The sequence below is a fragment of the Sulfurovum sp. NBC37-1 genome, assembly GCF_000010345.1.
Lineage (GTDB): Bacteria > Campylobacterota > Campylobacteria > Campylobacterales > Sulfurovaceae > Sulfurovum.
The window spans coordinates 1,102,191-1,123,857 of the sequence record NC_009663.1 but is presented as its reverse complement, the minus strand read 5'-3'; the positions used below and the strand labels follow the sequence as shown (position 1 = coordinate 1,123,857).

The following is a 21,667-nucleotide window of genomic DNA, read 5'->3' as shown; positions in this document are numbered from 1 at the left end:
TGACTCCTATAGAGAAGCCGGGATCGGATAAGAACGCTTTACTTTTCCGACGATCTTCAACAGCTCTTCCTCTTCAACGATCTCCTTCTCGATCAGCTGAAGCGCCAGTTTTTCTATTTTATCCCAATGTTCCCTTACCAGCGCTTCTGTCCGTTCTCTTGCCACATTGATCCAGTGCATGAACCGTTCTTCTATCTTCGCCGCCAGGAAATCATCAGCCATCATTGCAATAGATTCAATGTTGATCAATCCCAGTTCTTTGTCCATCCCCAGCGTGGTAAGCGCTGCATAGATATTCACCGATGCCTGGGAGAGATCATTCACGGCACCACTGTCCATCTTTTCCTCACCGGCCTTCACGATCTTTGACATACGCCCGGCCATCAGGACACAGACATCATTGAAGATCTCTTCTTTGGTAATGTTGGAGTATTCATCTTCCGCATTGTATGAAACGAATCCGAGCATTTTGCTCCGACGTGAGATCGTGACCTGTTCTATTTTTACCTGCGGCATCAGAATGCAGGAGAGTACAGCATGTGCCGCTTCATGATAGGCGGTCATTTTGAGTTCCTCTTCCAGGTTCTTGACCATCTGCGTTTCGATCTTGTGTCCGTACTTGATGATGTTTATCTGCTCGATAAGAATATCCTCGGTAATCCACTTCTTGTCCTCTTCTATGACATTCAGTGCCGCCATTCTCCCCAGCCTGTCGAGTTCCATCGCGCTCATCCCGGTGATATAACGGACAATACGGTCCACGTTGATCTTCGGGTCATGCGGTTTTTCGAGTATCTTCTCGATAAAGAACTTCCTCGCATCTTTGTCGAGCTTGGATACCTCGATGAGGAAATCAAGTTTCTGAGGCGCGGTCAGTACGGGATCGACATCATCCAGTGATTCTGCCGTTGCGATTGTAAAGACCGTAGGCTCAGACGATTCGATCACTTTGGCGATATCGGAGAACGATACATTCGTAATGGTCCCCTGCAGGACACCTTTGATATCGATATCTTCGAGAAGAACGACACTGGGAGCATGCCGTGAGGCAAGGTCATATACTTCCTTGATATGGTCGAGTTCAAACAGTTTTGATCCCGAGATCTCCAGATACGAAAAGCCCGCCTCATGAATGAAAGCCTTTGCAAGCATGCTCTTGCCTATACTTGGCGGACCGTACAGCAGCGCACCTCTGGGCAGCGGTATATCGAAGTCCTTCAGCTTTTCGGGGTCCTGTATGATCTTAATGATAGACCGGAGTCTCTTCTTGACCTCTTTATGTCCCACTACATCATCGAAGGTAATATCAGACCGCTTGAACTTGAGTTTCTCTTTTTCTCTTTTGGATGACATGAGCACCCCTTTTTTGGATTAATACAATTCTATCATATCCATGTATAAGAGTATGCGGGATTTAGGTATAATACGCCCAATCCATGAACGAAAGAAAAATATATGTGTGATTTCAATACTTTGAGTGATGAAGAGAAGCTTCATTACCACACTCTGCTGCTCGATGCGGCAGAGAAATTCGGCGGAAAGAACTTCTTTCTGCAGCTTCTTGAAGCAATACGTGAGAGCAAGCCCCATCCTTTGACTGCTGCAAACCGTGAGTTCACCTTTGAGCTGGGAACGGTCAAGTGGAACAAGGTGATCTTTAACGACAAACTGCAGCTGTTGCAAAAAGCCCGTATCAACGAAGGAAAACAGAACAATCTGCTTCCTCCAAAAGACGAGAAGAGCTATAAAAAAGTCCTGAACCTTGTACGTACGCTCAAACCGATCGTATTTCATGTCAAACCAGCCCATAAAGAAAATGGCCCCGGTTTTTTCTTTCAGCCTTTTGTACGTGTAGATGACGAGACTACCAAACTCAATCCTCTCTTTGATGCACTCTTCTTCTGTGCTATTGAGACAGTGAAGAAAATACTCAACTATGAGCCAAAGGCCTGATATGCCAGAGAAAGACGGCAGAAAAAGAAGCAACATAAAGTATGGGATGGATGTAGCCATTGTGTTGAAAGAGGATCAGAGTACAGGCTATCTTACCTACGGCAAGGTCCAGAAGATCCTTACCAACTCCCCTACCCATCCGCACGGCATAAAAGTACGGCTCAACACAGGCGAAGTGGGACGTGTGAAAGAGATACTGTGACACTCTTCATCGACGGTGATGCCTTTCCAAATCTTCTTAAACCCATTGTACTTCGCAGTATCGAACGATTAGCACTTCCCACCAAGGTCATTGCCAACAAGAAGATCAATATAGGCAGGTCATCACATATCGAATACATCATTGTGGACCAGGGAGCGGACGAGGCGGATCACCGCATTGTGGACCTCTGTCAAAAAGATGATCTTGTCATTACCGCGGATATTCCTCTGGCCGACCGTATCATCAGTAAAGAAGGACATGCCATAGACCATCGCGGAGAGCTCTACAGTATTGAAAACATTAAACAGTATCTGGCTATGAGAAACCTGATGGAGAGCATCAGGGAGAGCGGAGAGATGACAGGCGGCCCCAAAGCATTCGGACCCAAAGATGCCCACGCCTTTGCCAACCAGTTCAATGCTTTTTTGGCAAAGAACTGCTGAATGTACGGATCTTTATGAAGGTGATTCTTCTTTAATCTCTACCCATTGGCTCAGGTCTGACGGAACATTTTCAAGTTCATTCTTTAATTTATCCCATTCGACATAATCTGTATCAAAGTTCGCAACATCCTCTGCTGCACGCTCAGCACTTTCGTAAGAACCAAGCATCTCCTCATTGATCCAAAGATCGTATCTTTTATGCTCTATCTGTCTTATTTCAAATCTTCCGATCTCAGAATTATAGATATACATTTTCATTTCAAACTCCTCTTGGTAAAATCATATCTCTTCATACTCCAGATCAAAATGATACTCCGAGAAATTCCTCTCAAGCATCTTTTCAATCTTTTCACGGTATTGCGCTGCACCCAAAGTATTTTGTGACAGAAAAACAAATGCGATATCCGTTTCTTTGGCATACTCGCCACTCACATCGAGCACTGAAACGTTAAAGGCTTTCAGTTTCTCCCTGATGCTGTTAACCACACTCCTGCGCCCTTTCAGAGAATGGACATACGGCAGTTCAATATGGAGTATACAGTTAGAGATAATCATGTATTATTATAGCATCATATGTGTCCCAACGGAAACACACGATCTACCTTTCATGATCTTTGTCCTCAAATATTCGATATGCGTAGGGTGTGCAACAGCACACCTTCCACACATGAGATTTCATATTTATTTGGTAGTTTTTATTTTAATCGGTGTGCAATTACACACCCTACAACTCCCCTCTAAAAGCCCTGTCCAAAAGGGAAGCCTTCAACGCTTTCAAGCTCTGCATCTTCTCTTTTTGAACTGATTTTACTTTTTCTGTTTTTTCTGAGAGTTGATCTAGGTATTTGACGGTTTTTTACTTGGATTTTATCGCTGCATTGCACCACCATACATATTCGGTACCCGTAGGGTGTGCAATTGCACACCTTCCACACATTAGATTTTATATTTAATTGGTAATTTTATATTTTAATCGGTGTGCGATTGCACACACCCTACGCGGGTTTTTGGAATGATGAATATTTCCAATCCTCTATGGTTTCTGCCAAACCATGTTTCACGGGATTATTTTGCATATAATTTATCTTCTCCCACATATCTTTTTCATTTCGTATGGTGTGTTCATAATACCTCTTTTGCCAAATGGGTTTATGTCTTCTTTGGTATCTACTGAAAGATTGTGTTTCCTCTGCAAAATACTTTTCATCACAATGTCGGGAAAAATATGCCTTGACATACCCTATAATCTTAGGGTACTCCACACTCACAGCAGGGGTGATAATCATATGCAGATGGTCAGGCAACACAACGATTTCTTCTATACGATAATCAAATACCTTCTTGCTCTGCCTGAAGCTCTCTCGTAACAATGCTATATTTTCCACAAGTATAGGCTTGCGTCTGTGTGTCACCATCGTGATGTAATAGCTATAACCATCTTCAAATATTCTTCTATAATTTGCCATAAAATAATTTTATCGTATCGTATAATTCAATTTTAAAAATATGTCATATTGTCATATTATTGTTGATTTTATATTTATTTGGAATTTTGGTGTGCTAATGCACACCCTACGGTTTGGTTTTATGTGTTGGATGATTGTCTTTTGTATATATGGTTGGAGGTTTGATCGGTGCATTTATCACCATAAATGTTTTGATACCCGTAGGGTGTGCAACAGCACACCTTCAATAAATGATTTCATATTTAATTGGTGATTTTTATTTTAATCGGTGTGCAATTTGTTGGAATTTTATCGCTGCATTGTATCACCGCAAATATTCGATACGCGTAGGGTGTGCAATTGCACACCTTCAACCCATGTTTCCATATTTATTTTGTGGTTTTTATTTTAATCGGTGTGCAATTGGTTGGAATTTTATCGCTGCATTGTATCACCGCAAATATTCGATACGCGTAAGGGTGTGCAATTGCACACCTTCAACCCATGTTTCCATATTTATTTTGTGATTTTTTATTTTAATCGGTGCACATCGGTGTGCAATTGCACACCCTACAACTCCCCTCTAAATGCCCTGTCCAACTTCAGGCTCTCCATCTGCAGCTTTATTGATTTCTAAGTCATTGATGAACTTAAAAAAGAGTATCCACGATATCTGTTCCATGCACATCACCGCAGCAGAGATGCCGTCGTCTCGGCGGAGGATGTCGGCTATTCTGTTGATCTTGCTTTCCATGATTGCCTTTTTATCTATCAATGGGTAAATTTTATAGTTTTTTACACATAGCTTGGAACCTATGAGTAAATTTTGCTGTTTTTTTAACACAGGTCTAGAGCTATGTTAACTTTTTTACATTTTTTTAACATGGCTTAATTGCTATATTAGATTTTTGGCTTTTTTCTAACATATCAAAAAGTAACTTCAATACCAACTGGAATTTCTATCTGAGCTAATACAGGTGTGTAAATATCTACTTCTTCAGATGGTGTTGAAATAGAAACTACTAAAGAATATCGTGTTTGCTTGTTAAATTTTTTTAAATTTCTTCGTTCTCTCCACCATCCTATACCAGGGTAAACCACTATTTTATTTGAGTCTGCAAGTTCAGCTGCAGTTCCTTTCCAAATATCTGAATGGATGGATCCTTTATCTCTTGCCTGTGAACCAATCACCCAATGATCCGAAGCACTTGTTGTGCCTGGATGGGTATTGTCTTCATCTCGTTCAGCTACATTGATTCTTTGAATTAATTCCTCTTCTGTTTCTCCCGGAGAATTTATTTCAAAGCGAAGCATGTGAGATGCATAACGATATTTATCTTTTCCACCAATTTCTCCTGGTCCAGGTTCAATAAAGTAAGAAAGAGTAACACGCATTTCTACTTCTATATCAGGTGGTAAGTTTAGTAAAACATCTTTTGGCCAAGGTAGTTCATAGAAGTGCATATCTTTTGTTTTATAAGCATTCCCTTCTTTTACAAAAGGTTGAATCTCTGATTCAGCTATAAGGGTTAATGAATTAGATGCACTATGCAAAGCTCTTTCTAGAGAAGGCACACCATAACCACAAATGCGAAGTAAGTTTTTTATATTCTGTTTCTCAGTCAGGCTAGTATCATTAAATTGAGCTGTAAGTTCATCTGTCCACTTTGCTGAATGTATCATTAAAGCACGTATTGTTTCTGGCCAAAATTCTGGATATTTTACTTGTATTTGTGCAGCAAACCAACATGCTTGAGCTGTAGCCAAACTAGTCATGCGAAAATCTGTAAAATGACCACGATGTGGCTCAAAGTTTGTAGTAAGCATAGACAAGTCTTCACATTCAGTTACAAATGTATTATCTACTGCTAAATTTCCTCCTTCCATAACTATTTCAGGTTTTATCGGCCATTTATCTTCCCATACTGAAGATGTTGTAGTAAATGGTGAAATTGCATTATGCGGTGCCAAAGGCGTATACCCTGCTAATGCTGGGTCTGTAATGTTGTGTAACGAGGTATAAGCCCCAACTGTTACAGCATTCCATGATTGTGCTGGATCATGTATTGAATCCGTTATTAGCGCATCAGGGTAGTTGGCTGAATTGGTAAATTCTGTGACCTCAGTATTTCCTGCACTAACAATCATAAGTCTTTGAATGCCATCTTCTGCACCAGAAGTCAGACTATCCACCGTTGATGACCAGGAGGATGGCCTCCCCCTGTCTCTTGTATCATTTGATGTGATTGCCATACAAATAACTCTTTTTGTGTCAGGTGCCTGAATTTCAGCTAAACTAACTCCTTGACTGGTTACAGCTCCCCATAATCTAGGATCATTTTGTTCTGGAGGTGGAGGCAAAATCTTAACTGATTCAATCTGATGCTTCAATAGAATAGATCCTGTAGTGGTGGCACACCTTTCTAAATCACCATAAGTTGCGATACCTGCCATCATTGTTCCGTGTCCATCATGGTCATTAGTGCCCCAAACTCCATCTACTGCATGACAATTAGAAGTATCCAGAACGGGGGACAATAAATCATGACCATTATTGATACCAGTATCCAAGATACACACTGAAGTACCTGAATCTTGGTTAGTCTCAATACGTGCAATTAAATCATTAACCCATTCAGTTTGTTCTCTAGGTGGCATTTCAGTCCAGAAAAGTGCACTTTCTTTTGCTAACCGATATTCAGCTACATGATCAGAATATCGTGAAAGCAATATCAACTGTTCATTATTAACATATATAATTTTTACAACCCTTTCAGGGAAGTGAAGTACATTAGAAGTTGACTGTATATCATGTTCTTCTAGTAAGTTCTGAAATGACGATAGATCTTGTTCGGGGGCATCTACTCTAATCCAAACTTCACACCACTTCGGTTCTTCTCCAGGAATTAAATTAAGAGGGTCACACCAAAAGTCCTCGACCAAAGCTTGACTAATCTCAACAACACTATTAATTAGCTTTTTATTTTTTGGTTGTCCGCTATCCGTATCTTCCTCTGTATATTGGCGTAGTTTATTTGAGAAAAATTCTTTCTTCTCATTTGGTACAAACACAGTTGCAGAGGACACTTCGCCAGCTTGATTGGTATGGACATTGAGTAAACGAATATTAGCCCCTATATGTTCTAGGCTTTTACTCATTAGCCCATTCTCTCCATCACCTTTAAATTCCAAATAAATACCTTTTCGAGTGGCTGAAAGGTTATAATCATTTACTTCCCTTTCAATACCCTCCAATGCATTATTAAGTTGAGTTCTAAGCATTTGACTGTGTTCTGCACGATTACGTTCAGGTATACGAAGTGATCCGCCACCAGAACTTGTGCTGGTAAAGTTTTTTGTTTCGGGTACTGTAGTAATCTTTATATGGGGATACTGCTGAATTGGCATATAAAACCTTATTTAAGATAGATGATTTTTCTTACGCTCTTTTATCATCTGAAGTAGTAGGGTGGCATTGACTTTTGTTTGATCTGAAAGAATAATATGCTTAATCGCATCTCTACATGCATGATCAATCTCGGCATGACTCAAACCTTCACTCTTTTTCAATACACTTTTCCATTCAAAACGTATAGCTTTAAAGGTGCCTAAGATATTTTCTATAAGATTCTTTCGCTCTTCTTCTTCTGGGTAATCATAGTATAAGACATCATCAAATCTACGGAACAATGCGTGATCAAGTAATTTAGGGTGATTTGTGGCAGCAATGATCAAACTATCTGAAGTATCTTGTTCAATAAACTGTAAAAATGCATTTAATACACGACGCATCTCACCCACGTCATTATCTAGTGTACGTTCACTACCAATTGCATCAAACTCATCAAACAAATAAACTCCAGGCTTTTCTTTAATTAAATCAAAAATTTGCCGTAATTTTGCACTTGTTTCACCCATAAATTTAGTTACCAATCTATCTACTTGTATAGTATACAAAGGAAGATGTAACTCTCGTGCTAAAACTTTTGCTGTCATGGTTTTTCCTGTTCCCGGAGCACCTGAGAGTAAAATTTTTCGCCTATAATCCAATCCATGTGACTTTAGTTTATTTTTCTGTCTATATTCTGTTAAGATGCGAGTGATCCTATTCTTCAAACTAGTATTCATAACTAAAGACGATTGTGTAATATCTGTTTTTTCAGCAAGAATTAGACCTTCTAATTCAGTAGGGAGAAAACTTATTGGATGCTTTATTTTTTGTTGTTCTTTATTTAAAATATTGCGTAAATCAAGAGCTAATGAAGCATGTCCTTTTCTAGCCTCATGGGCAGCCACCTGAAGAGCAACCGTACGAAATCGTTCTAAGTCATCACTAAAATGTGATTTTATTAAAGATTTGATTTGTTCTGCTGTTGCCATATTTAATACCTAATATTTTTATATATTATATCAATATTCACCATAAAAGGATGAGAATACTTTGAATGAATTAGATGACTGTACATTAAGTGTGTATAGTAGATACATTCACATTCTCATTTATATATCTCCCAACCCAAAATACCCCTCACGGATATTGGCTGCACCTTCAAATGCCTCTTTGAGTTTTCTCCTGCCAAATCTAATGAGCTTACGCCCGTCAGTAAAATAGTATTCACGGACGATATTGGATTCAAGCCAGTTGCTGGATTTGATCTGAGGGTCGATGAGTTTGGCTCTGGTGTCTGCCTCGGTATATGCCATACGTAATTGCCCTCTCCCCCGTTGAAGTACTATATTTTAGCGTAAAAAAGTTAGAGTTTGCAAGATAAAAAAATAACATTCAGGGGCCTGTTACAATGAATGATTCACGGTCATTCGGGTGCTGTGAAAAGGTGTGCTGTTGCACACCCTACAACAATATCATTACGGATATCAAATTGCTATACATATCGGTTACGCGTAGGGTGTGCAATTGCACACCTTCCACACATGTGATTTCATATTTATTTGATGATTTTTATTTTAACCGGTGTGCTGTTGCACACCCTGCAACAATATCATTTCGGATATAAAATTGTTATACATATCGGTTACGCGTAGGGTGTGCAACAGCACACCTTCTTACGATAAAGAACCAAGACAATACCATACTGGCCAAAATAATGCCGTTCTATTTCTCTCAGTTCAATACCTGACAGAAGTTCGGGCAGTCCGCCTTTTCGGATGTAGGACTTGAAGTTCCGGTAGTGTTCCCCGCCCGCGATCCACTCGATAAAGTAGATCATCCATTTTGAGAATGGGGATGTTTTTTCGCTCAGTTCGTAATCTACAATGAGAATGTCACCGCCCTCTTTTGTTACGCGTACCATCTCCTCGACGATCCTTCGGGCTGTGTGTCACCATCGTGATGTAATAGCTATAACCATCTTCAAATATTCTTCTATAATTCACCATAAAACAATTTTATCGTATCGTATAATTCAATTTTAAAAATATGTCATATTCTTGTTGATTTTATATTTATTTGGAATTTTGGTGTGCTAATGCACACCCTACAGTTTGGTTTTAGATATTAGGTTGTTTTATACATATTCAGTACGCGTAGGGTGTGCAACAGCACACCTTCAATACGTTATTTCACATTTATTTTGTGATTTTTATTTTAATCCGTACATATCGGTGTGCAATTACACACCTTCTTACTCTTCCACTTTCCCTCTTTTAAATGAGGAACTCTTTTCTGAGTGCCTCTTTGTCGATGACCTTGTCGTGCAGTGTTTTGAGCGGCATACTCTTTTTGTAGACGATCTGTGCGGGGAGCATATAGTTCGGCAGGTGTTTTTTGAGCTCGAAGAGTATCTCGTTCTTGGCCAGTTCATGCTTTGAACCGTATACCATCACGATCTCCTCTTCGATCTGCTCATTGGGAATGGAAAAGACCGCACACTCCGTGATCTCTTCTATATTGGCATAGACCACGCTCTCTATCTCATGGGGACTGACACGGAAGCCCTGTGTTTTTATCATGTCGTCTTTGCGTGAAACGAAATAGATATACCCCTCCTCATCCGCATAGACATAGTCACCGCTGGCAATGACGATCTCATCGGTCAGCTGCCCTTCAGGGTGCAGTACCTTGTCAAGAATATGGATACTCTTGAAACGTTTTGCCGTCTCATCGGGTGCATTCCAGTACCCTTTGTAGATGCAGGCGCCGCGATGGATCAGCTCACCTACCTCTCTTGGCTTACACGCTTCCCCCTCCTCGTTGATGATGAAGATCTCCACATCGGGGATCGCCTTTCCTATGGAATTGGGGCGAATATGAATCTGGGAAGGGTCCAGGTAGGCTGAACGGAACGCTTCTGTCAAACCGTGCATGGAGTAGAATGCCGTATCGGGAAAATGCGTCGTGATGTTCTTGACCATCAATGGGGTGATGTTACCGCCTGAAGAGGTGATCGCTCTAAGATTTCTGAAATGTTCCGGCTGCGGGATGCGGTGCGGGTCTTCATCGAACATCTGGGTAATGTGTATAGGCATCAACGGCAGTACCGTGATGTTCTCATCGATCAGGTGTGAGAAGAAGTCTGAGGGAAGGACAAACTTATGGATCGCCAGTGTCGCTTTTTTGTAGAGTGTCGTGAAGATCTGGTTCAGACCGTAGTCAAGATTAAACGACAGGATACCCGAAATGACATCCTCTTTTTGAATGTTCAGATACTTAGAGACGATCCTCGCTCCGTCTGTCAGGGCGCGGTGGTCTATGACGATTCCCCTGGGGTTTCCCGAAGAGCCGAAGCTGTAGGTAATGACGGCGTTGTCATGCCCTTTGACATCACATTTTACCTCAGCGGTGTAGCATTTGTATATCTCTTCCAAAGAGACATCACTCTGCTCACTGGCTTCATAGGAGATGATCTTTCCTCCAAAGTTTATCGCTTTGATGTTTTCTATTTTGACCTTGTCGGTAATGATACAGGAAATGTTACAGTCATCGATGATGTGCTGGATCTGCTCGGGTTTGAGCAGCCTCGTGATAGGCACAAAGACATACTCAGTAGATAGCACTGCGAGTATGGCGATGACCTGTTCGGCACGCTTGTTCGAATAGATACCTATCCGGCTTCCTTTTTTCAGCCCCAGTGTCGCAAGGTAGTGTGCTATCTGGTCAACCTTTTCAATGAGCTGGGCATAGCTGTACGTTTCACTTCCGTGTCTGAGCCCGATCTTTTCAGGCTCACTCTGAGCTGCGATCTCCAATAGATTTCGAATACTGTTCACTGACATGACTACTCCTTTAGGGAACTTCCTGTAATACCATAGGTCCAGATCTCATAATTTTGATCAAGCAGAATTTTGGGGGCATGGTGGAAATGAAGGATCTTTTTATAAAAGAAAAGAACGATGTCATCCACTTCTTCCTGCGTCAGTACCTTGGTGATACCACCGGTAAGCACGATACTGTTAAGGATCTCCAGATTGAGCTCTATGTAAGAGGCATGGTGCTTGGAGACCTTGTAAAGTACCAAAAAGATCGCCAGCTGCATCAAAGTGCGTGTGGCCTTTTCACTGTACTCTTCCAGGATGTTCTCCGTGACGTTCAAATGTTCCAGAAGCTCGAAAACGAACTCATTGTTCTTTGCGGTATGCACCAGACTCTCACGCGATTTGAAGACACCCAGTTTCTTGAAGACCAGTCTGTCATAACCGCTGTCAGTCAGAATGTTGTCGTTGACCAGGTCACGGCTGTAGTGGATGTCCGTGGTCGCCCCGCCGATATCCACAACGATGAACGGATCGGCCACGTCCATATGTTCACTGATCTCTGAAAGCGAACGGTTGACGATGTAGGGTGTAGAGAAGATCTGGTTGGTTGTGATCCCATAGAGCTGCTTGATATCCTCTTTCCCCATGATATCTGCCTGATAGAGGTCGGTCAGATAAGTTTTCAGCGCTTCTTCCTGGATCTTGAGCTTGTCGGATATTACATTTTCAAGCACAACCAGGTTTTTGATGTTCTCCTGCAGGAAAGGGACACTCTTTTTCGTTCCCACATAGACGATATTCTGATAATTCACTCTCTCCAGATAGTCCAGGAGCTTTTCGTCAAATACGTTCTCTACGCTGTCTATGCCCCCTACGATGATAACGACGTCGATCATCTCTGTCGGTACGGGTTCCTGCTCTATCCTTGGATACAGTACCGTATCGATGATGTTGATCCCCGAATTGAATGCAATGTTGATGGCATACTTCAGACTGAAAGAGTTTGTCAGCCCGATGATCAGCGTACTCAAGCCACCGTTGGCAGAGGAACAGATATGGATATCTTCAGCGCTGTACTGTTCTATAAGGCTGGTACACTTGCTACTGAGATCATCAAAGATATTTTTGTTGAAATCCCTGAAATACTGCTCGATCTCTCCTTCCTGGGCCACTTTGAAATAGGTACTGCCTATATCTATCATTAATTTACTACTCATAGCATGATCCCTATATCCTGAATGATCTTGTCCACCACACGTTCCCCCTCGGCCAGTTTTATCTTCGAGCGTTCATAGGCGAAACTCTTTTCCGAAATAGGCAGTTTTCCTTTTTTCAGAATACGGATATTGCTCTGCGGGTCACGGATGGTGATCACTTCATTCGCATTGATGATATGCGGTGAGAAAGGAATATCTATGTACCCTTTTTTAATGGAGTTGAAGACCTTTCTCCAAAGCGTATCTGCCCCATCATTGAATACCGCTTCAAGGATCTCGTCGACTTCGTTAGTCAGATTCTCTTCCTCTTCCTCATCGCCGACCGTCGGCAAGCCTTTGAGCATACCCAGGGTATATTTCACATTGGCGACCGCCATGGCATTGGCCTCTTTGGTCGGGATACCGAAAGCTTCGTTCCGTGTTTTGGTGATGATCTTGTCAGCCCCGACCATCGCAGCGATCACGGTCGAAGTGTTGATGAGAGAGTCGGAGTACTCCTTGTTCCTCGGGAACGCCCCCATCCACTGGTGATAGACGAGATTGATCGTCGCATCTTCATGTCCGAACCTGTCGGCATATTTTCGGGCAAGCTTCTTGATGACATTCGAAGAGACGATGTCCTGCAGCATGGAACCTGTCTGGGAAAAACTCACGGAGAAGGACTTCACCCCTTCTTCAAGAGAGAGCAGCATCTCCAAGAGCTGGATGACGATGACGATGGCCGGTGGTTGAAGCGTAGCAGATAGCGGACCGAAAGATTCACGGTTGATCGGCTCATTGAGTTCAGAGTATTTTGCACAGACTCTCTCAACGTATTTCCAATAGAGAAATGCTTTATCCATGGGGAAATTCTTGGAATACGGCAGAAGGTAGGTAATAGGCCCACCCTCGATCTCAAATATCCCCGATGCCAGAGCTGTCTCGACCAGCAGACGCGCATCGGGCGTACCATGACGCAGACTGACAGGCGTATCATAATGCGTGATCATTTTCCTTGTGGTACGATATCCGTGGTTCACCAGAGGGTAGCCGTTGAGCATATCGACATCGTTCTCTTCGGAGAGCGCCAGCATCTTCTTCGCCGAAGCGTAGTCGTTCAGACGGGTATTGGAATCGATGGTCAGAGGAAGCACATCGACATTGGCCTCTTTGAACTCTTTGTAAAGCTGAAAGACTTTGTCGTAGGTCGGGAAACCCCCGCGCGGCTGCACCAGCATGTGGTCGGCTGTCTTGAACTTGTGGGAGATAAACAGGTTCTTGCTCGCACCCCTGATGAATTCTTCCACCTCTTCAAAATCGAAACGGTCTATATACTCATTATTGACGATGATCTCACGTTCTCGCTGCAAAAGACTCATTTGCGTGCCTCCAATGCGGCTTCGAGCTGGTCCAGACCTTCATTGAGGTCGACCTGGTGGAAGACCAGGTCAAAACCGTAGTTCTGAAACTTCGGAACGATCAGTTCAGGATCCATCTCTCCCACACCGAGATTCCCACCTATCATAAAAACCACATCCTTGAAATCGTACTGGCTTTTGAGTATCTTCAGGTCACGGCACCACCCTTCCGCCTCCCCATTGAGAGAAGAGATCAGAAGTACATCTGCATCGGTCTCTATCACCGCATCCATAAACTCTTCAAGGTAGGTATTCACCCCTAAATTGAAGACTTCAAACCCGCGCTCTTCGAGTGAAATATCAATCAGCCTGTTGGCAACGACATGAATATCGTTCCCAACTACTCCGGTTACTACTTTCATCTATCTGCTTTATATATAAATTATTCATAATTCTATCTAATTATAGATTTTTTTTAGTATAATCATTCTAAAAAATATCTTATCTTACTATGTCATCCTGAACTCGTTTCAGGATCTCTTCGGGATTTATACGTTATTTTGAAACCAAGAGGGATTCTGAAATAAATTCAGAATGACAGATGATCGAGTTATCCAAGGAACAAAAAATGCCCTTTTACACTGCCGACATTTCAGACGAACACCATGAAAAAGTCCAGGTCCTCTCACCGGAGTATCATTCGTATGGTGGCGTAGAGAAATGCAAAGGCCCCATCGCCACACTCAAACTCAACGAAGAGAACTCCGATCTCATCAAAATGCTCAAAGAGCCCGGTGAGGGACGCATTGCCGTAGTCGATGTTGACCGGGCGCACTATGCGGTCGTGGGTGAGAACCTGATGAAATTTGCGCACGAGAACGGCTGGGCGGGCATTCTCATCAACGGTTATGTACGTGACACACACATTACCAAAACCATTCCCGTCGGACTCTGGGCCCTGGGAACCTGTCCGCGGAAAAGCCATAATAAACAACCGGGGGAGCGTGATGTTACCTTCACTTTCGGTGGTGTATTTTTTAAAAACGGGGAAATTCTTCTTGCGGACCATGACGGTATCATTGTCATTGACGAAGAGAGTCTGGAGGGGTAACAGGTATCGGATGAACCGATCCCTATGCTAAGATCTATTTTTTAGACTTTTTACTTTTCTTCTTTGTTTTCTTTTTGCTGTTCTTCTTTTCAGCTTTTTTCTTTTTGTTCTTCTTTGAGACAGGCTTTTTCGCTTTGTCTTTTTTCTTTTCAGCTTTCTTCTTAGCCTTCTTTTTCTCGGCTTTTTTCTTTGCTTTCTTCAAAAGTGCTTTTTTCTCTTCTTCTTTCTTCTTTGAATCTTTAGCCATGATGACTCCTTCTTATATATGGGATACACATATAATAGCACTTTATCTTATTAAGAATTCTTAACCAAAATTTCAAATAAAAATTCAACGTTTATATTATCATCATAAAAATATTCTTTAGATACAAAAACAATATTTCAATATTTTTGATTCTACTGTCGTTATTCAATCAGTTTTGATATACTTGTCAAACATTCCATATATTTATTAAGAAAGTAATCTAATATGAAAACAACCGCATATTTATTAACGATATTGGCCATAGCCGCAACATTCTATTTTGCTGTTATTTCGATGGGAGACAAGTTCAACATGAAGGGACTTGCGATTATTTTTGCAGTAGTGATCCCCTATTTCCTGGGTCTGGGACTGTTGTTCTGGGTAAAGAGCCGTACAGCTGTTATCACGGCTTCAGCAGTCATGATCATTCTCTCTATGTTAGGGACTTATATGCTGTACAGCAGTATCATTCTTCATCCCGATGCGCAAAGCGGTCTGGTCTTTTTCGTTCTGCCGGTCTATCAGTTCCCCATTATTCTGATCACAGCTGTTTTCGCATTTTTCATGGAACGTAAAGCCGTTTCCTGATCCGATCGTTACAATTATCGTTCGAGCAGTATCTTTTTAAGCTCCTCCACTGACCTTACCGCATTGGTATGATCCGTAAATCCCCAGTCGACCATCGTGTAGGGGATCCCTGCCCTCTGACTTGCCATCTCATCCCTGGGGCCATCACCGACAAAATGTGCTCTGTTCTTCTCCATTCCCGTCTCATCGAGTATTTTATAGAGCATATCCGGGTGGGGTTTACCCTGCGAAACATCGTCGTAACAGGCTATGGCATCGAAATGATCATGGACCCCAAGGTGTGTCAGCGACTCGATGGTGGAACCGCGGTAGGCGTTTGTGGCTACGCCAAGTGCATGCCCCTCCTCTTTCAAAGCGTCGAGAAGCTCTCTGATCCCGTCATAAAGTACCAGCTCTTTTTCATGGTTCTTCGTGTAATACTCCGAGAACCATCTTTCATGGTCCGGATCGAAGCGTTTGGAATGGTAGAAGAACTGTGCAGGATTGATGGTATGGTCATTGACATGCTTGAGGATGTACGCCTGTTCCATCGGCTCGAAGCCGAGGTTCTGACGTACATAGTTGATGGCGTTGGCAATGGTGAGTGATGAGTTCACCAAAGTGCCGTCCATATCGAATATGATCAGTTTGGACTTCATTCTCTCTCTTACTTATTTTTCTGGTTGACTTTCAGATAAACTGAAAGAGAAAGAATGAGCACACCGATACCGACAAGAAGATAGACCGCATAAAGCAGTTTTCCCGGATCGGTCAAGGCAAACTTGAAGACCAGCATCAGTGCTTCGATGGAAAGCGCTATGATGATGGAACCCAGGAATCGTACCATCGTCTGATGGGTATCATCCGTGGACTCCTTCTTTTTGACCCGTCCGAGGACCTCCTCTTCGAAGATCGCTTTGGTCAGATCGACGATCGCCAGAGAGAGGGTCAGAAGAATGGTAGATTTGAAGATCTTGTTGATATCGATATCAGAAAAGTTTACTCCAAAATGAAGAAAATCTGCAACTCCCTTAAAGAAAAGCAGCAGTGCTACGGCAAAAAGTGCAGCGGCAAAAGCGGTATATATCCATTTGCTAAGTATTCCGAAATTCGAATCAATCGAACTGGGATGTACCATTTTCAAAATATTCTTCAGTGTGATATCAACACAGATGATTGCCAGAAGATTGTCGTCTTTGTCATACAGAGGGAATGTTGCCGTCACGACCAGAGCATTGCTGACAAGTGAAGGGTACGGGTCGGTCAGCATACATCGGTGTTCCTGAAGCGTTTTGTAGTAGTAGGCACGGTCGCTCCGGTCTTCACCTTTTCCAAAACCTCTTAGTTTCGGATTTTTGGAAATGTTGTCTATGATCTGTATGCCGTTACCGTCAATGGCGTAGATCACTTCACTCTGCGGCAGAGCTTCCTGCAGATGTTCAATTTTTTTTATGACACTTTCAAGCGTACCGTTCTCCATGTTCTGGGAGATGTTCCGGCTCATGATGTAACAGAGGTAGGCCCTTGCCTTCGTACGTATCTGTGCGTATTCCTGTATCTCTTTGACCATTAGCATCCTATTTCTCCTTTTTTAACAAATTCTACCCAGGGCATCACCATATGAGACTTTCTGATTGATAGCGATTTCGGGGACGATACTCCCTTTTTCAGAGAAGGTCAGAATGGTGGAACCCATTTCGAACCATCCGTAGAATTCCCCTCTCTCCACCCATAGATCTTCATAGGTATAATGGACCGGTTCTCTTATCTCGGAATTCGTTCTGACCTTCTCTTCAAAGGTAACGACCATCTGCCCTACATTGAGCGCTGCTACAAGTACAAGTACCTGCACTCTTCCTTTTTCATCTTCACATTCGATGACCACTCTTTCATTTTCTATGAAAAGGTCCTTCATATTGCGAAGCAGAGGAAAGTTCACCGGGTAGTGTTTCCCCGGTATATGCGTCAGACTGTTCACTTTCAGACGCATCGGAATGTGATATCGGTGATAATCTTTAGGAGAGAGATAAAAGTTTATAAACTCCCCTCCTTCCACTTTTGCCGCGGCTTCCTGATGATATTCTCCGAAAAGTCCCTCTATGCTGTAACGCATCCCTTTGATCTGATAGGCTTTACCCTCTTTGATCGTTCCGGCATCGGTAATGAGCGCATCTACCCCTGAAATCAATATGTTTTCATCTTCCGGAAGTACCCGCGGCTTTTCCAGTGCCCTGGTAAAAAGTTTATTGAGCGTTTTGTAGCTGCACGGCTCTCTGAACTCACTCATGTCCAGGCCCATCAGTTTTACGTATGAAGTATTGATAAAACACTGTATAGATGCGGGAAACTCCTTTGAAGCGAATTTCCCGAAATAGTGTGAAATGACAGATGTAAAATGCTTAGCCATTCGCTGCCTTCGCATAGTGTGCCAAAGCGTCCGTCATCAGTGAGATATGGTAATTCTCCTGATGATTGATAAAATCGAAAAACTTTGCCAACTCATCACTGTCTTTCGCTACCGCTTCAGAGAGCTTTTTGCACTCTTCTTTGGCTGCAAGCTCTTCATTAATGCCGTCTTTAAGGAACTGTACTACATCTGCAACCTGATACAGCTCTTTCATCACTACACGCGGTACAGCCAAAATTCCCATTTTTGCGCCCATATCACCAAAGCTTTTGAGATGGAAAAAACTTTCATCGATAAGTATCTGGAAGATCCTGTTCATATAGGCATCGTTACTGTGTGCTTTGAGATAGTTGTAGATCATAATGAGTTCATACTCTTTATAAGTCTCTTCAAACAAAAAGAGGGTCAGTGCATCCGTCGCTTCTTCCGTGAGTTCTATGCCGGGAAATTTGCGTTCCATACTGAATGCCGTGACTCTTTCATCCTTCATTTTTTTCAATACATCGACCATATAGTGAATATCGCTGCTTATTCTGCTATCAAGCTCTTTGTCCGGCGAACTCAAAAGCTGCAGATCGATCTCTTCAAGCCTTTTTACAATGTCATTTAACATATCACTCAGTTTTTCCACCTTTATCGGTATGGCATCCCTGTCATAACTATACGATTCGTTCAATGTTATCATTTCATTTTCAAGCCAGGTAAAGTGCCGGAAAAGGATGTCTGAGAAGTCGAAAAGAACCTGTTTGTTCTCTGTTTTGCTCATAAAGCCCGCCATCAGTGTAGCAAGCCATGCTTCATGTGTTTTTATCGCCACTGTCTTCATTTTACTTTCCTTCTTCTTTATTTTCTTCTTTGGGCACACAGGAGTTTGCCACCTGATAAGTGATCACCGGATATGACGGGTCTTCCTGTCGTTTCACATAGGTATCGACTGCGGCTTTGATCGCCAGGGCGACCATTTCAGAACAGGCGGCATCTTCAGCGGGAAGCTTCTCGAGCAGCTTCATCGTTGCATCCACAAGATTGTAGGCACCGTTGAGATTAAGTCCCTTGGCCTCTTCGGTCAGCATGGAGCCGGCCACTACGGTCGTCGTACAGCCTATGGCCTGAAATTTGATATCGCCGATATAGGGTTCTTCCTCATCGGTTTCGACTCTCATATAGATAGCCACTTTCTCACCGTTCTCCGGATTCTTTCCCATACCTTCGGCATTCGTACCGGGCAGAGAACCGTAATTTTTCGGGTTCATCATATGTTCTATAACTTGTGCATCCATTGTCATGCATTGCGCTCCTGTGTAAGAATGGGAATTATTATACCATGTGTGATTTAGAGTTGGGGGTTGTCAGATAAAATCTGATATGATTCTTCACTTATATAATAGGACTCAAAATGGCAAAATACGTACTGTTCGACACAGAGACCACCGGCAACCAGGAAGCAGACCGCATTATACAGATCGGAGCAATGATCGTACATTCCAAAGATGAGATAGAAGTTTTTGACGAACTCTGTTCCACACAGGTACCCATCAGCATCGAGGCGATGGAGGTACACAACATCACACCCGATGTCATTGCAGGCAAACCCACCTACAGTGAAACTGCCTTTGCCAAAAGAGTGCAGGAACTCAATACAACGGAAAACTACCTGATCGCCCACAATATCTCGTTTGACCTCGGTATGCTGGAAAAAGAGGGCTTTGTCAACCACTATACGCTGATAGACACCGTCCGCTGTACCAAACATCTTCTGCCGGACAGCCCCTACCATAGACTTCAGTACCTGCGCTACTCACTGGGACTTTACAAAACAGAAGCACAGGAAGCACAGAAACTCGGCATCACCATCAAAGCACACGATGCCATCGGCGATGTTCTGGTGATGAAACTGCTGCTCTCCAAGCTGGTTGTACTGACCCAAGAGCATTTTCCGGGAGTCAACCCTATGCAGAAAATGGCAGAACTGACCCAGACACCCGTTCTTATGAAAACGTTCAAATTCGGAAAATACAAAGACCGTGATATCGAAGAGATCGCCCGTGAGGATATGGGTTATCTTCGCTGGATGCGAAGCAACCTCGATCTTGATGAAGATATGAAATTCACTCTGGACCAGTACCTTTGAAGACTATCTTAATCAAAGTCGACTATATCATATTGAAAACTTCGCCCGGTTTTAGTATCACTACTGTATCAGGATGTGCATCAGCAATTTTCTCTATCCACTGCAATGGTTCATCAAGCGGTTCATCAGTCAGTTTAAAAGTACCATAATGCATGGGGATCATCTTATTGGCACCCAACTGTTCAAAAGCGTTGAATGCTTCCTGAGGGTTCAGATGATTGTACTTCATAATGAATTCTGGTTTATAGGCACCGATGGGCAATAGCGCCACATCGATATCGAATCTTTTACCTATCTCTTCAAAATGATCCCCGGCTGCCGTATCGCCGGAGAAATAGATGCTCTTCCACTGCCACTCAAGCACATAGCCACCCCAAAGTACGGTATTTTTGTCAAAAGGTCCTCTTCTTCCCCAGTGTTTTGCCGGTACTAAAGTGAATTTTAACCCTTCTTCTTCGACACTTTTATACCAGTCAAGCTCTACGGTCTGTATCTCTGGATCTATCTCTTTAAGCAATTTTGACATTTTAAGCGGCACTATGGCTTGAGGTTTCTGTTTCAAAACTTCTTTGAGAGAAGCTTTATCAAAATGGTCATAGTGGGTATGGGAAATGAGCAGATAATCGATCTTTCCCAGTGTTTCGATACTGTAAGGATCCGGTATCTGTCGTTTATAGAATGGAATATCCCCAAACACAGGATCTATCAGAATGCGTTTGCCTCCCAATTGCACAAGAAAAGAGGCATGTGAAAGCCAGCAGATAAAGTCTTCATCACTCTGCAACTCTTTCGACCGGTCTACTGTTTCAAGCGGCACGATCTCCTTTTTCTCTACAGTTCGATTGAAAAGTTTCCACCTGAGTATCTGTAGAAAGTTCAGATTGACCGAACTGTCATATTTGCCGCTGAATTTTCCGTTCCTATATGTTTTCATGGTCTCCTGAATATCGCGTCAAGGTCTTTTACTGTTAGAAACTTAACACTGCTTACTTTAAAATTTTTGAGTGTGTAAACAGTTATTTTGCCTTCGCGCCTGTCGAAGATTTTACCCGAATCATCACGAATTAGCAACAAGGGGAAAGGATACTTTCTCATTTTGGGCAGCGCGAACATGGAAGTGATAAAAGAGGGCATACTGCTTATGTCTGAGATGAATCGGGCATGGTACTGACTTAAAAAAGTGTTTCCTTTGTTTTTAAGGTAATCACTCAGTCCAATAGAAACATCTTTTTCAAAAGCCATAAGAATGAGCCTGTCCTGCCTGGAGAGCATATGTGCTTTGCCAAACTGGTCCTGCAATGTTATTTTCGGAAAAGCATCTCCCACTTTAATGTCCGCAAACAATGTAACAGAGAGTACCAAAGCAGCAAGTAAATATTTTTTCATAAAAGATCC

27 protein-coding genes are annotated in these 21,667 nt (G+C 42.5%); 6 read left to right on the top strand and 21 right to left on the bottom strand.

Annotation, left to right across the window (positions count from 1 at the left end; translation table 11 throughout):
* Positions 1–6: 6 nt before the first annotated feature.
* Entirely contained in the window at positions 7–1,353 is a 1,347-nt protein-coding gene (locus SUN_RS05675; protein ID WP_011980787.1) for an AAA family ATPase, read from the bottom strand.
* A gap of 102 nt (positions 1,354–1,455) precedes the next feature.
* Here SUN_RS05675 and SUN_RS05670 point away from each other — a divergent pair, with 102 nt between their 5' ends.
* The 3 genes from SUN_RS05670 to SUN_RS05660 are packed head-to-tail and all read left to right on the top strand — an operon-like array spanning position 1,456 to position 2,598.
* Positions 1,456–1,953, top strand: a complete 498-nt coding sequence (locus SUN_RS05670) for a hypothetical protein (RefSeq protein ID WP_011980786.1) — start codon at positions 1,456–1,458, stop codon at positions 1,951–1,953.
* 1 nt (position 1,954) lies between these two features.
* Entirely contained in the window at positions 1,955–2,155 is a 201-nt protein-coding gene (locus tag SUN_RS05665) for a YwbE family protein (RefSeq protein WP_041672705.1), read from the top strand.
* Entirely contained in the window at positions 2,152–2,598 is a 447-nt protein-coding gene (locus tag SUN_RS05660; RefSeq protein ID WP_011980784.1) for a YaiI/YqxD family protein, read from the top strand. The genes SUN_RS05665 and SUN_RS05660 overlap by 4 nt, the downstream gene beginning before the upstream one ends.
* Before the next feature lie 12 nt (positions 2,599–2,610).
* Here the strand turns inward: SUN_RS05660 and SUN_RS05655 are convergent, their stop codons facing one another.
* The 12 genes from SUN_RS05655 to glmS all read right to left on the bottom strand — a co-directional run bounded on the left by SUN_RS05655 (position 2,611) and on the right by glmS (position 14,231).
* Positions 2,611–2,856 (bottom strand): hypothetical protein, encoded by a 246-nt coding sequence (locus SUN_RS05655; RefSeq protein ID WP_011980783.1) that lies wholly within the window; start codon positions 2,854–2,856, stop codon positions 2,611–2,613.
* Between the two features lie 21 nt (positions 2,857–2,877).
* A complete protein-coding gene (locus SUN_RS05650; RefSeq protein ID WP_041672704.1) occupies positions 2,878–3,153 on the bottom strand; it encodes a DUF503 family protein in 276 nt (91 codons plus the stop codon).
* Positions 3,154–3,593: 440 nt separating this feature from the next.
* On the bottom strand, positions 3,594–4,064 hold the full coding sequence (locus SUN_RS05645) for an REP-associated tyrosine transposase (RefSeq protein WP_011980781.1): 471 nt from the start codon (positions 4,062–4,064) through the stop codon (positions 3,594–3,596).
* Between the two features lie 562 nt (positions 4,065–4,626).
* Positions 4,627–4,818 carry a hypothetical protein gene (locus SUN_RS13470; protein ID WP_158298181.1) on the bottom strand — a complete coding sequence of 64 codons (192 nt, stop codon included), beginning with the start codon at positions 4,816–4,818 and terminating at the stop codon, positions 4,627–4,629.
* A gap of 152 nt (positions 4,819–4,970) precedes the next feature.
* On the bottom strand, positions 4,971–7,451 hold the full coding sequence (locus tag SUN_RS05640; RefSeq protein WP_011980780.1) for a S8 family peptidase: 2,481 nt from the start codon (positions 7,449–7,451) through the stop codon (positions 4,971–4,973).
* A gap of 12 nt (positions 7,452–7,463) precedes the next feature.
* Positions 7,464–8,423: an AAA family ATPase gene (locus SUN_RS05635; protein WP_011980779.1), complete on the bottom strand. Its 960-nt coding sequence runs from the start codon at positions 8,421–8,423 to the stop codon at positions 7,464–7,466.
* Positions 8,424–8,543: 120 nt separating this feature from the next.
* Positions 8,544–8,747: a hypothetical protein gene (locus SUN_RS05630; protein ID WP_041672703.1), complete on the bottom strand. Its 204-nt coding sequence runs from the start codon at positions 8,745–8,747 to the stop codon at positions 8,544–8,546.
* A 329-nt stretch (positions 8,748–9,076) separates the two neighbouring features.
* The gene (locus SUN_RS05625; protein WP_050748040.1) at positions 9,077–9,355 is read right to left on the bottom strand and encodes a hypothetical protein; all 279 of its coding nucleotides are present in this window, start codon (positions 9,353–9,355) and stop codon (positions 9,077–9,079) included.
* Between the two features lie 352 nt (positions 9,356–9,707).
* The gene (locus SUN_RS05620; protein ID WP_011980778.1) at positions 9,708–11,276 is read right to left on the bottom strand and encodes an AMP-binding protein; all 1,569 of its coding nucleotides are present in this window, start codon (positions 11,274–11,276) and stop codon (positions 9,708–9,710) included.
* A 2-nt stretch (positions 11,277–11,278) separates the two neighbouring features.
* A complete protein-coding gene (locus SUN_RS05615) occupies positions 11,279–12,472 on the bottom strand; it encodes a glutamate mutase L (RefSeq protein ID WP_011980777.1) in 1,194 nt (397 codons plus the stop codon).
* On the bottom strand, positions 12,469–13,830 hold the full coding sequence (locus SUN_RS05610; RefSeq protein WP_011980776.1) for a methylaspartate mutase: 1,362 nt from the start codon (positions 13,828–13,830) through the stop codon (positions 12,469–12,471). Before SUN_RS05610 ends, SUN_RS05615 begins: the two co-directional genes overlap by 4 nt.
* Complete coding sequence (glmS, locus tag SUN_RS05605) at positions 13,827–14,231, bottom strand: methylaspartate mutase subunit S (protein WP_011980775.1); 405 nt, start codon at positions 14,229–14,231, stop codon at positions 13,827–13,829. The genes SUN_RS05610 and glmS overlap by 4 nt, the downstream gene beginning before the upstream one ends.
* Positions 14,232–14,437: 206 nt before the next feature.
* Here glmS and rraA point away from each other — a divergent pair, with 206 nt between their 5' ends.
* On the top strand, positions 14,438–14,920 hold the full coding sequence (rraA, locus tag SUN_RS05600) for a ribonuclease E activity regulator RraA (RefSeq protein WP_041672702.1): 483 nt from the start codon (positions 14,438–14,440) through the stop codon (positions 14,918–14,920).
* Positions 14,921–14,954: 34 nt separating this feature from the next.
* Here rraA and SUN_RS13585 read toward each other — a convergent pair whose 3' ends face one another.
* The gene (locus SUN_RS13585; RefSeq protein WP_011980773.1) at positions 14,955–15,167 is read right to left on the bottom strand and encodes a hypothetical protein; all 213 of its coding nucleotides are present in this window, start codon (positions 15,165–15,167) and stop codon (positions 14,955–14,957) included.
* Positions 15,168–15,392: 225 nt separating this feature from the next.
* Here SUN_RS13585 and SUN_RS05590 point away from each other — a divergent pair, with 225 nt between their 5' ends.
* Positions 15,393–15,755, top strand: a complete 363-nt coding sequence (locus SUN_RS05590; protein WP_011980772.1) for a hypothetical protein — start codon at positions 15,393–15,395, stop codon at positions 15,753–15,755.
* A 14-nt stretch (positions 15,756–15,769) separates the two neighbouring features.
* Here SUN_RS05590 and SUN_RS05585 read toward each other — a convergent pair whose 3' ends face one another.
* Genes SUN_RS05585 through SUN_RS05565 form a run of 5 tightly spaced genes read right to left on the bottom strand, consistent with a single transcriptional unit; the run spans position 15,770 to position 19,427 of the window.
* Complete coding sequence (locus tag SUN_RS05585) at positions 15,770–16,393, bottom strand: HAD family hydrolase (protein ID WP_011980771.1); 624 nt, start codon at positions 16,391–16,393, stop codon at positions 15,770–15,772.
* 8 nt (positions 16,394–16,401) lie between these two features.
* Positions 16,402–17,310 carry a PDC sensor domain-containing protein gene (locus SUN_RS05580; RefSeq protein WP_011980770.1) on the bottom strand — a complete coding sequence of 303 codons (909 nt, stop codon included), beginning with the start codon at positions 17,308–17,310 and terminating at the stop codon, positions 16,402–16,404.
* A 15-nt stretch (positions 17,311–17,325) separates the two neighbouring features.
* Positions 17,326–18,141 carry a phosphatidylserine decarboxylase gene (locus SUN_RS05575; protein WP_011980769.1) on the bottom strand — a complete coding sequence of 272 codons (816 nt, stop codon included), beginning with the start codon at positions 18,139–18,141 and terminating at the stop codon, positions 17,326–17,328.
* Complete coding sequence (locus tag SUN_RS05570; RefSeq protein ID WP_011980768.1) at positions 18,134–18,967, bottom strand: hypothetical protein; 834 nt, start codon at positions 18,965–18,967, stop codon at positions 18,134–18,136. Before SUN_RS05570 ends, SUN_RS05575 begins: the two co-directional genes overlap by 8 nt.
* Position 18,968: 1 nt before the next feature.
* Complete coding sequence (locus SUN_RS05565; protein WP_011980767.1) at positions 18,969–19,427, bottom strand: iron-sulfur cluster assembly scaffold protein; 459 nt, start codon at positions 19,425–19,427, stop codon at positions 18,969–18,971.
* Between the two features lie 110 nt (positions 19,428–19,537).
* Between SUN_RS05565 and SUN_RS05560 the strand changes: the two genes are divergently transcribed.
* Entirely contained in the window at positions 19,538–20,272 is a 735-nt protein-coding gene (locus tag SUN_RS05560) for an exonuclease domain-containing protein (RefSeq protein WP_011980766.1), read from the top strand.
* 22 nt (positions 20,273–20,294) lie between these two features.
* Here the strand turns inward: SUN_RS05560 and SUN_RS05555 are convergent, their stop codons facing one another.
* Together SUN_RS05555 and SUN_RS05550 are read right to left on the bottom strand one after the other, a co-directional pair.
* On the bottom strand, positions 20,295–21,206 hold the full coding sequence (locus tag SUN_RS05555; RefSeq protein ID WP_011980765.1) for an MBL fold metallo-hydrolase: 912 nt from the start codon (positions 21,204–21,206) through the stop codon (positions 20,295–20,297).
* Entirely contained in the window at positions 21,203–21,658 is a 456-nt protein-coding gene (locus SUN_RS05550; RefSeq protein WP_011980764.1) for a hypothetical protein, read from the bottom strand. The genes SUN_RS05555 and SUN_RS05550 overlap by 4 nt, the downstream gene beginning before the upstream one ends.
* Positions 21,659–21,667: the final 9 nt, after the last annotated feature.